Here is a 10,831-nt window from a genome sequence, read left to right on the forward strand (position 1 = left end):
CTGTTAAAAAAGCCTCTGTATGAGGCTTTTTTATTGTGCAGGAAATAGCGGGTTGAATAGCGATAGCTTTTTACGACGCTTCATGGCAGCATTTCAGTAGCTATCCAAATTCATATTGTCCTATGCAGCTTTATTATTTTTATCGCCATAACAGTGAAAATACAATTTTTATTAGTACAGAACAACAAGCTGAACACGCGCTGGAATTTTTGTGGGTCGATAGTTTAAGGCAAGATCTGGTCAATCATACCGAGACGTGGCAAAGCGATATTTGTCGGCATACGGGATTGGTTTTGAATGAATTCCATATGCGCGATTTACTCAATATTGAGCATCCTTGTGCTTTTGATACGGTTGAAGAATACGATCTCTTGGTGTTCCGTAAGTTAATTAGCCCAGATGACCAAATTCTTGAAAGTGAGAATGTTCTGGAATCCCATGAGAGTGTTTTTGGGCTCGCCACCACGCCAATGAGTTTTATCCTGACGCCACAATTTCTGGTGAGTGTACGCGAGCAGGGCAATCAGGCCGTCGAAAGCTATATACAGCGTCTACAGACCATTATGGGACGTCTGATTGCCGAGCAGAATAAACCACGTAAATTACCTGCGACACCCGCAGATCTCTGCTTGCGCTTACTGAATAGTATGATTGATGGCTATTTGAATCTGCGCACACCGTTAACGCGTCGGGTTGAATATTGGCAGCAGCAGTTGTTACAGGGGAATCGTCGTTTTAAGCAATGGCATCAGTTATTCCATGAAGACATGGCATTTCAGCAAATCGAAAATTTATGTGAGGAGCAGATTGAAACCTTGCAGGAGTTTAGAGATGAACTGGTCGATAATTATCATCATGTCGTGGGTGAGCATAAGCATAAGGCGCAAGACATCTTGCTGGTGCGCTTGAATGACCTGATGAGCCATGTCGAACGGGTACAGAAACATACCTTACGTTTGCGTAATGCGATTCAGTCGGCTATCGACTTGCACTTTTCTGCGATTGCCAATCAAACCAATGAAAACATGCGCATCTTGGCGATTATTACGGCCATTTTTGCGCCATTAACCTTATTAACGGGTGTATACGGGATGAACTTTGAGTTTATTCCAGGGCTGAAATCACCTGTCGGATTCTGGATCATGCTGGGCGTGATGCTGATGAGTACCGTGTTGCTGCTATATTATTTCTATCGTCAGCATCTGGTTGGGCGCGGTGAACGGAGTGTGATTGATTTGCTTGCACAGCAACATAAACAGCGTAATCTGAATTTGCTATGGTTTCTGGACTACGAACCGATTAAGCAAACGCTAAAAGAAGTGGAGAAAATGACCAAGCTGAAATAACAGATTTCGTTCAAATATTTCATTGTTAAAAAGTAATTTTTAGTGGAGTCATACGGAGTTCTCATCTGTTCTCAGGATTAACTACTTCGTCTTGCACTTCACCAAAGCTTTAATCGCTTTGGTTCGTTCAGGCTCGCCTTACTTTGGTTTCGCCCTGAGAAGCGTTTAAAGCTTCGCAAGAGCAAAGGCACCGTCGTCCACATGAAGAGCGACTAAAGCTCCGCAAGGTTCACTTTTGATACCATACTCACAGTATAGCTGTTCGTCTTGCGCTTCAGACAAAGCAGTGCTTTGTTTATCTTCGCTCAGGTTGTGGATGACCCCCTCGAGTATCAGATTTTATCTAGTTGTTCGTTAAATTAAGAATATTGGTTAATGAAAATGTTTGAGCTGTTTGCGAAGCTGTTGCACTTCATCGATTAAATCCAGCATCACGGCTACTGCTGACAGGCTTGCATCAAAGTCACGTTGCAGGCGATAGGCACGTCGAGCGCGACTGACATCTTCACCGATAAACTGATAGCTTTGCGGATCGACAGAGATTTGCAAAATATCATAATCGATCAGTTTGAGTACCCATTCGGTACTTTGACCACATGCTTCTGCAAAGTGTTCAAGATCAAGTGCCAATTGTTCATCAATGATTTCAACTTGGCAGTGACCGTCATATTGAATTTCTTTGTATTGAATCGTTGTCATGATCTTACTCCTTATGAGGCACGAGGTTTGAATGTAGCAAAGGCTTCGGCAAATTGTTGATAAGCCTGTTGCTCTTGCTCACTGTGCGCTGGCGGTAAAACAATATTAATAATCAGGTACAGATGCCCCGCAGTCTTATTCGGAATACCTTTCTCTTTTAAACGTAACTGTTGCCCATTCTTGGCATTTTTCGGCAAGTTCACTTTGAGCTGCCCAGCAGGGGTATCGACTTCAATACTTTGCCCGAGACCCGCTTCCCAAGGACTGACATCAATGGTTTGATATACATCAGCACCTTCAACACGAATACGGTCAGTATCCTTGTACTGAATCTCGATATAAAGATCGCCATTTGCGCCGCCATTGATACCACTCTGGCCTTGACCATTGAGACGGATTTGCTGACCTTCCTTCATTCCTTTTGGAATTTTAACTTCTAAGGTTTTGCGTTGAACCTCAGGCTCACCATAGACGTTATAAGTCGGAATTTGTAGCGTGATTTGCTGGGTTGATCCGTGATAGGCGATATCTAAATCGACCTGAATACTGGCATGTTGATCTTCACCACGATAGCTACGTTGTTGGCGTTGAGACCGTTGTTGCCCGCCACCAAAGCCTGATCCAAAACGACCAAACAGGTCTTCAAAGCCACTAAAATCTGCCCCTTCACCTGAACTCTGGCGATAGAACTGCGAACCATCGAAACCGCTTTGGTTACCTTGACCAAAGTTGGAAAAACCTTGTGGATGATCCAGCATTTGATCATATTCGGCTTTCTTGGTGCTATCGCTTAAGGTGTCGTAGGCGACATTAATCGCCTGCATTTTGGCTTCCGCATCCGCTTCTTTACTAATGTCAGGATGATATTTACGCGCCAGTTTTCGATAGGCTTTTTTGATTTCATCTGCTGAGGCATCTCTGGAAACACCTAGCTCTTCATAATAATTTTTTGCCATGATCTTTAAATATAATAATGTTGTGTTTCTTTCATTATGAAACGAATCCAAGAGATTTCAATGGATTCGATTGTATAAGACTTGTTCTGTTTGAATCAGAAAAGAGCGCGTAAATAATTTTATTTGGCTTGGTTGAACGTCTAGATAAAGGTTTCGATTAGACCATAGAGCGCAATCAAGACCAGCAAGGCACCGCATAAACCGAGAATTTTTGGATAAATACTGCTTTGCGATAAGCGACGGAAGAACAGATACACCAAAGATAAGGTCAAGAAATCCAGAACGATCCACGTCACGGTCAATAGACTGAGGCTAAAATTGATATTGGGTGAAATTGAAATAAATTGCGGGAAAAATGCCGAGAAGAAAATAATATCTTTGGGATTGGAAATTCCGACCAGAAACCCTTTCTTAAAACCGCCATTTTGTGCCGATACGGTTTGAATTGCAGTTGGATGCGGTGCCTGAATGACTTCTTTAATAATGCTATAACCAAGATAGGCAATATAAAGGCAACCTAATACCCGAATGGCTTTCAGGTAATTTTCATCAATGGTGAGAAAGCCTTTGAGAATTAGCACTGAAATAAAAATCAGGATTAAAGAGGCAAAGTTGGTTCCAAAGATGGTCTGTAAAGCTTTTTTATAACCGCCTTTGAGTCCAGCACTGGCTACCAGAATCATCACAGGGCCGGGCGTGGCAATGAGGACCACCACACTCACAATAAACAGCAAATATTCGAAGTAATTCATAGCTTAATCATAAGGTCGATATTATTGGGAGATTTGAAAATTGTTTTATCGGGTAGACCTTAATACAAAATAAAAAAAGACGGAAGCCCGTCTCTTTTTATTTTTGAACATTGGGTAAATTAACTTAAATGTTCACCGAATAAAGCCAAAGCTTCTTCTGCTGTAAATTCATAGCGTGTATTACAGAACTGGCAATCCATCTGGATCGGGTTTTGTGCTTCTAAAGTTTCGTGTACCGCATCTACACCAATCTGAATCAATGCATTGGCACAACGCTCTTTAGAGCAGGTGCAACCAAACTTTAACTGTTCAATTTCAGGCAAACGTACTTCTTCTTCGTTATACAAACGATAGAGGATTTCATTGGCTGAAAGATCGGTCAGCTCTTCTGGTTTCAAGGTTTCAGTGAGCATTGTCAGACGAGGCCACAGGTCTTCGTCCACCATTTTTTGCTCTTCTTCATCATTACGAGGAAGTAATTGGATCAGTAAACCACCTGAACGTTTGCTGTTGGTCGCCAATACGATATGCGTCGGGATCTGCGCCGATAAATCGTAATATTGCGTCAAGCAGCCTGCCAAGGTCGGTTGATCAAGCGGTACGATCCCTTGATAGCGTTCGCCGTGCTCAGGTTCAATATTAATGAACAGAACCGGATTGGTTAATGCTGCAAGTACCGTGCGGCTATCATGACCTTCTACAAATCTTGGATCTTCTTCATAATCAGCCAGAGCACGAACTTCACCTAAATGGTTACATTCAGCCATTGCCCATTTGAAGGTGCCGCTTGCCTGAATCTGTAAGCTAATACGACCACGGATTTTCAGTGTGCTGGCAAGTAATGCTGTGGCACTTAACATTTCGCCCAACAGGCTTTGTACTGCAGGCATATATTCACGTTGCGCCAAAATGGTTTGCAATGCTTCTTCCAGATGCACCACTTCACCGCGAACAGGGCAGTCCTCAATAAAAAAGCGTTGGCGTAAATCAGACATATTTTTCTCCAGTATCCCGCACAGGGAAAACAAAGCAATGCGCTGCTTTGAAAAGCACTTAGGGCTTTATAAAAAGGTGCATGTATGCAGTCAATAATGGTGTCAGTTTGCTAAAACTCAAGATGTTTCATTGAGTGAATTTGCATCACTTTGTGTGTTTTGATCATTGCGCATGCGATCTGGCTGCAAAGTTTTTGTGTTTTCAAACAAATACTCAAGTTCTGCAATCGCACTTGGATAATGTTCAACAATCTCTTGCTGTTCTTGTACCCAATGTTGCTGGATCAGAAGCAGCTCATCCTGTTGCTTAAAACGTTCCATCTGCGTTTGTGCATCAAGATTTGTCAGGCCAGTTTCGACTAAAGCCTGCTGTGCCATATCCAGCGAAGCGGCATAGGTTTCACGCCACATATATTGAATGCCTAAACCATTGAGTAAATGGGCATGATGACGGTCGCGTGCCCGCACAAACAGCGTCAGGTCGGGATGATTCAAACGCAGATAACGCGCTAGATTCATACTGTCTTCAACATCATCAATTGCGAGAATTAGTAGCTTGCAGTATTCGATTCCTGCAGCACGTAAGTTGTCGACCTGAGTCACGTCGGCATCAAAAAAACGATGTCCATATTGTTCAATAAAATCAGCATCAGGTTGGTTGCTATCAATTACACTGAATTGTTTGCCTTGCGCGTGCAAAACTCGGGCAACCACTTGTCCAAAGCGTCCAAAACCGACGATCAGAATCGGATGTTGTGGCACATCTTCAGGCGCAACGGGTACTTTTTTCTGCAATCGTGGCAAAATTTCTGCATCAAAGAGCCAGTACAGCAGAGGCGTCAATAACATCGAACCGAACACAATTAGCAAAGCAGGGTGTAATAAGGCTTTGCTGAGCAGATCTTCACTTTCTGTCAGTTTGAGCAGAATAAAAGTGAGTTCACCACTTTGAGCCAAGGTGATTGCAAACAATGTGCTGAATCTGGCATGACGTTGCTGATAATAACGGATTGCTGCAATAACACCCGCCTTGATCAGTACCAATCCAAAGATTGAACCTAAGATTAATAATGGCGTCTGAGCTAAGGGTTCAAGCGAAAGACCTAGACCAATCGCCAGAAAAAACAACCCGATTGCAGCATCTTTAAAGGGTTCAAGAATACGTTCAACTTCAGCTTTAAATTCGGTTTCTGCTAATAATAAGCCTGCTAAAAATGCACCAATCAAGACATGAATATTCAAAATATCCATAATCAGAATGACCGAGACAATGATCAAGGCACTCAGCACAGGGATAAGTTGAATACTGTTTTTTTGTGCTAAAAAGCGGAAAGCTGGACGTACCAGATAGCGACTGGCGAGAAATAGACCCGAAATCGTGGCAATAATTGCAGCAAAATAAGCAATTCCATGTCTTGTAGATGCGGTTTCTTCCAGCAAAGGAAATAGTGCAATTAGAACCACTGTGATAAAAATCTGAAATTGCAGTGTGGCTAAACAGGCTTGCCCCAACTGGTTATGCAGTTGGTGTTTTTTCTGTAGTAGTTGCTGCACTAAAGTAACCGTAGAGAGTGCCAGTGCGAAGCCAAGAATGAAACTGGTCAGCAATTGATTCAACAGTAGGAAACAGGCACCGATTAAAATTGGGATAATGATTGCGAGTGGTAAGCCGCTATGTTTAAGAATACTTCGACGCTCTACCCAGAGTTGTACTGGTCGAAACGCAAGACCTAGAAAGAGCATGACCGCAATCATACCCAGTTCGAGCAATGATTGGATCAGTTGAGGATCTTCAACCAGCCCTGAGACATTGGAACCGAGTACCAGCCCTGCGATGAGATAACCCAAAACAGTGGTGCCCATATAGCGCTTGGCCAATGGAACAAAAATTAAAGTCGCAGCCAGTAAAAAAATAATGGGTAGCAGTAAGGACATCGAATGCCTCAATTTTTCTATTCTGTCTAGACTAACTCAAATGAGTAAAGGTTAAAAAGACCAATCCTGTGACGTGTCTTTTATAACATATGCCTAAAGTATCTTAACTAAACTCTTGTGGATCAACATCAATGGAAAGCCTGAGTTGATGCTGTCGAGGTAAATGTACCACTTGTTGCCACCATTGACGCAAATAAAAGTGCAGTTTTGCCCGATCAGTAGACAAAATCACCATGTGCGCACGATAACGGCCTGCTTTACGCTCCATAGGGGCAGGGATTGGGCCCCAAATATCAACCAGATCGCCAGCCATTGTTCTAAGTTGCTGGGCAATATCCGCTAGAAATTGTTGACTATAGTCACGATCTTTAGATTCAACCCGAACCAGTACAGCATAACGATAAGGCGGTAGCAGGGCGATTTTGCGATCAGCCAGCATTTGTTTGGCGACGGTACGATAATCATGTTCAATCAGTGTGGTCAACATCGGATGGTCAGGACGTAAGCTTTGTAAATACACACTGCCTTTATGCTCGCCACGTCCAGCACGTCCAGCCACTTGCACAATCAATTGAGCTGTTCGTTCAGGCGCGCGCGGATCAACGCTGAGCAGACCTGCATCAATATCCAGAATCGCAACAAGTGTCACATGGGGGAAGTGATGACCCTTAGCGAGCATTTGCGTACCCAGTAAAATACTTGGCTTGTTTTGCTGAATCCGATCATAAATTTTCTGCCAGCTACCGACTCGGCTGGTACTGTCACGATCAACCCGTATCACTTCATTGTGCGGGAAGAGTTCTTGTAGGTGTTCCTCAAGCTTCGCCGTTCCTGCGCCAATTGTTTTCAAACTCTGTTTTTTGCATTCAGGACAATGATCTGGCAGACGATTGATGGTACCGCAATGATGACAATGCAAATAATGGTAAGGCTGTGAATGCAGGGTAAAGTGTGCATCACAATGCGGACAGTTGGCTTGCCAGCCGCAGCTTTCACACATCAGAATGGGCGCATAGCCACGTCGGTTTAAAAAGATCAGGACTTGTTCTTTGCGCTCTAAAGTATGCTTAATTTGCTGAATCAAGGTCTGGCTGAGCCCATGCTGCTTTTTCGCAATCTTTAAATCCACCACATGCATTTTCGGTAAAACTGCTACGCCTGCACGCTGATTCAGCTCCAGAAGTTGTAATTTTCCTGACTCAACCAGATGAAAACTATCGATGCTAGGAGTGGCTGAGCCGAGAATCACAGGACAGTTTTGCAAATGCCCTCGATATAAGGCGACATCACGGGTATGGTAACGGAAACCTTCTTGCTGCTTATAAGAGAGGTCATGTTCTTCATCTAAAATGATCAGGCCCAGATTTGGCAATGGGGTATAAATTGCAGAGCGTGTACCAATAATGATCGAGGCTTTGCCCGTTTGCGCATGTTGCCATGCCTGTAAACGTTTCGAGTCATTTAGACCTGAATGGAGCAAGGCAATATCACAATGAAAGCGTGATTTAAACCGTGAAACGGTTTGCGGGGTGAGGCCAATTTCAGGCACCAGCACCAGTACTTGCTTGCCTTGTTTTAATACCTCATGCATCACTTGCAGATAAACTTCTGTTTTTCCGCTTCCAGTCAAACCGTCCAGTAAAAAGGCCTGATAGTGATGTTGTGCCTTGAGAATCTGTTGAATGGCTTTTTTCTGGTCTTCATTCGGTGTTAATGGAACTTGCGCCAGTTGCACGGGTGTCGGAGTAAAATCATGCGGTTCCAGACAACATTCGACCAGGCCTTTCTTTTCTAGTGCTTTCAGGGTCGAAGTCTCGACGCTACTAAGATTCAAGACATTTTCAGTGGTGCCATGCGGATGTAGCTTTAGCACCTGATAGGCTTCATATTGTTTTTGCGAACGCTTTAATAATGAGGCAGGGTCATCATGTGGCGTGATTTTCCATAGATGGAACAGGATATCTAAGGCACGACCTTGTCTAAGTAACGCCGGTAAGGCGCTTTGCATGACCTCACCAATCGGAAATTGATAATATTGGGCTGACCATGTCAACAAAGTTAAAACTTGTTGGTCTAAAATCGCTTCCTGATCGAGTAACTCCGTGATGGCTTTAAGTTTGAACTGACCTGTAAATACTTCGTCTGGGTCAACTTTTTCAGTGATGAGACCCACCAGATTTTGCCGCCCAAATGAAATGGCAACACGCGCACCGACTTGTGCCTGAGCATATTGCTCTGCACTGACCGTATAATCAAAGGTGTCATACAGATATACAGGTATGGCAACGCGAATACGGTAAACAATAGCGCTAGAATTTTGGGTCGGCATATAGGCTTCATTCATATAAAGTGTATGTTGATATTTTCAGCCTTTTAAGTTGTGTAATCGCTTAAAACAACTTAAATAAGGCATGACGGCATCTCATAGAATTATGCTAAAGTGCTGTACGTTATGTCGATGAATTTCTTGTGGAACAACGTTCCTCAGGCCATACACGGATGCACTTAACAACGACTATTTTGGGACAATTAGAACAGAACCATGCCTGCTTATCAATTTACTGCTATCGATGCCTCAGGAAAGCAACATAAAGGTGTGCTGGAAGGGGATTCCGCACGCCAGATTCGCCAACAGTTACGCGATAAAGCATGGACACCAATTGCGGTCGATGCGGTTGAACAAAAAGATAAACAACAACAGCGTTCATGGTTTAAAAAAAGCTTTAGCGCTTATGATTTAGCATTGATGACGCGGCAACTCTCAGTGTTGGTCGCGGCAGGAATTCCATTGGAAGAAGCGCTCCGTGCGGTTAGTAAACAAAGTGAAAAAGCGCATGTCCGAAATTTATTGATTACAGTACGTTCCAAGGTACTGGAAGGGCATTCACTGGCAAAAAGTATGCAGCAGTCAGGACGCTTTCCCGAGCTCTATATTGCAACAGTTGCTGCGGGCGAGCGTTCAGGTCATCTTGATCTGATTCTGGATCAGTTATCGGACTACACAGAAAACCGTTTTGCCATGCAGAAGAAAGTTCAGGGTGCGATGATTTACCCGATTGTACTGATGCTGATGTCTTTCGGTATTGTGATGGGCTTGATGACTTATGTCGTGCCAGAAATCGTCAAAACCTTTGAACAAAGTAAAGAAGCTTTGCCGTGGATCACGGTTGCTTTAATGAAAGCCAGTGCCTTTATTCGGCATACCTGGGTTGGCATGCTCATTCTTGCCTTTATTGCCATCATTCTATTTACCCGATTCTTAAGAACCAATGCAGGGCATTATGCATTTGACCGATTAACGCTCAGATTGCCACTATTTGGTAAACTTTCGCGTGGTATAAATGCGGCACGTTTTGCCAGTACCTTATCCATTTTAACCCGCTCAGGCGTGCCTTTGGTGGAAGCCTTACGCATTGGTGCCGAAGTCAGTAATAACTGGGTAATTCGGGATGCCATTGAAGTGGCGATGGAGCGTGTAACAGAAGGTGGTAATTTGGCAACACAACTGGAACGCTGCGGTTATTTCCCTCCGATGATGGTACAAATGATCCGAAGTGGTGAAGCCTCTGGTGAACTGGATCGTATGCTGGATCGGGCATCGACCATGCAGGATCGTGAGGTGACCACCTTTATTTCAACTTTACTGGCCTTGCTTGAACCCTTGATGCTGATTTTTATGGCAGCAATTGTATTGGTGATTGTGATTGCGGTAATGTTGCCAATTATTAATATGAACAATATGATCTGATGAGTGACATGAAAGAGATGAATATGAAGAATCAAAAAATATATGTGAAGCAATCTGGCTTCACGTTAATAGAAGTGATGGTCGTTATTGTAATTTTAGGTGTTTTGGCTGCACTGATCGTTCCAAACGTGATGGGACGTGGTGAAAAGGCTAAAGTGGATACCACTAGTATTACCCTAAAAGGTGTTGCGGGTGCTTTGGATCAATATAAGTTGGACAATGGTCGTTACCCATCGATGCAAGATGGTGGTTTAGATGCATTGGTCAACCAGCCAGCAACAGCGAAAAACTGGTTACCTGGTGGTTACGTGAAAGGTGGCTATCCAAAAGACAGTTGGGAAAATGATTTGCAGTATGTCATTCCAGGTCGTGAAGGCCGTCCATTTGATTTATATTCGTT

General features: G+C 43.5%; 9 protein-coding genes. 3 read left to right on the top strand and 6 right to left on the bottom strand.

Going from position 1 to position 10,831, the window contains the following annotated elements:
• Nucleotides 1–122 precede the first annotated feature (122 nt).
• Nucleotides 123–1,346, top strand: coding sequence for a magnesium transporter CorA family protein (locus A9Z07_RS16155; RefSeq protein WP_069579843.1), 1,224 nt, complete (start codon nucleotides 123–125; stop codon nucleotides 1,344–1,346).
• A 372-nt stretch (nucleotides 1,347–1,718) separates the two neighbouring features.
• On the opposite strand, the gene A9Z07_RS16160 is transcribed toward A9Z07_RS16155, so the two are convergent.
• The 6 genes from A9Z07_RS16160 to A9Z07_RS16185 all read right to left on the bottom strand — a co-directional run bounded on the left by A9Z07_RS16160 (nucleotide 1,719) and on the right by A9Z07_RS16185 (nucleotide 9,012).
• A complete protein-coding gene (locus A9Z07_RS16160; protein ID WP_004774148.1) occupies nucleotides 1,719–2,045 on the bottom strand; it encodes a chaperone modulator CbpM in 327 nt (108 codons plus the stop codon).
• Nucleotides 2,046–2,056: 11 nt separating this feature from the next.
• Nucleotides 2,057–3,001, bottom strand: a complete 945-nt coding sequence (locus A9Z07_RS16165; protein ID WP_069579844.1) for a DnaJ C-terminal domain-containing protein — start codon at nucleotides 2,999–3,001, stop codon at nucleotides 2,057–2,059.
• Between the two features lie 140 nt (nucleotides 3,002–3,141).
• Nucleotides 3,142–3,753, bottom strand: coding sequence for a LysE family translocator (locus A9Z07_RS16170; protein ID WP_005255400.1), 612 nt, complete (start codon nucleotides 3,751–3,753; stop codon nucleotides 3,142–3,144).
• A gap of 119 nt (nucleotides 3,754–3,872) precedes the next feature.
• Entirely contained in the window at nucleotides 3,873–4,748 is an 876-nt protein-coding gene (gene hslO, locus A9Z07_RS16175) for an Hsp33 family molecular chaperone HslO (protein WP_005255398.1), read from the bottom strand.
• Nucleotides 4,749–4,865: 117 nt separating this feature from the next.
• Nucleotides 4,866–6,683: a cation:proton antiporter gene (locus tag A9Z07_RS16180; protein ID WP_069579845.1), complete on the bottom strand. Its 1,818-nt coding sequence runs from the start codon at nucleotides 6,681–6,683 to the stop codon at nucleotides 4,866–4,868.
• A gap of 103 nt (nucleotides 6,684–6,786) precedes the next feature.
• Nucleotides 6,787–9,012 (bottom strand): primosomal protein N', encoded by a 2,226-nt coding sequence (locus A9Z07_RS16185; RefSeq protein ID WP_227516947.1) that lies wholly within the window; start codon nucleotides 9,010–9,012, stop codon nucleotides 6,787–6,789.
• Nucleotides 9,013–9,225: 213 nt separating this feature from the next.
• Here A9Z07_RS16185 and gspF point away from each other — a divergent pair, with 213 nt between their 5' ends.
• A complete protein-coding gene (gene gspF / locus A9Z07_RS16190) occupies nucleotides 9,226–10,431 on the top strand; it encodes a type II secretion system inner membrane protein GspF (protein WP_069579847.1) in 1,206 nt (401 codons plus the stop codon).
• Between the two features lie 23 nt (nucleotides 10,432–10,454).
• A partial coding sequence (gspG, locus tag A9Z07_RS16195; RefSeq protein ID WP_069579849.1) for a type II secretion system major pseudopilin GspG occupies nucleotides 10,455–10,831 on the top strand: 377 nt, incomplete at its 3' end.

The sequence above is a fragment of the Acinetobacter sp. YK3 genome, from assembly GCF_001729365.1.
GTDB lineage: Bacteria > Pseudomonadota > Gammaproteobacteria > Pseudomonadales > Moraxellaceae > Acinetobacter > Acinetobacter vivianii.

Coding starts and splice junctions, on each gene's coding strand:
- gspF (WP_069579847.1), top strand. CDS start 9,226: ATGCCTGCTTATCAATTTACTGCTATCGATGCCTCAGGAAAGCAACAT.
- A9Z07_RS16180 (WP_069579845.1), bottom strand. CDS start 6,683: ATGTCCTTACTGCTACCCATTATTTTTTTACTGGCTGCGACTTTAATT.
- A9Z07_RS16160 (WP_004774148.1), bottom strand. CDS start 2,045: ATGACAACGATTCAATACAAAGAAATTCAATATGACGGTCACTGCCAA.
- A9Z07_RS16165 (WP_069579844.1), bottom strand. CDS start 3,001: ATGGCAAAAAATTATTATGAAGAGCTAGGTGTTTCCAGAGATGCCTCA.
- hslO (WP_005255398.1), bottom strand. CDS start 4,748: ATGTCTGATTTACGCCAACGCTTTTTTATTGAGGACTGCCCTGTTCGC.
- A9Z07_RS16170 (WP_005255400.1), bottom strand. CDS start 3,753: ATGAATTACTTCGAATATTTGCTGTTTATTGTGAGTGTGGTGGTCCTC.
- A9Z07_RS16185 (WP_227516947.1), bottom strand. CDS start 9,012: ATGCCGACCCAAAATTCTAGCGCTATTGTTTACCGTATTCGCGTTGCC.
- A9Z07_RS16155 (WP_069579843.1), top strand. CDS start 123: ATGCAGCTTTATTATTTTTATCGCCATAACAGTGAAAATACAATTTTT.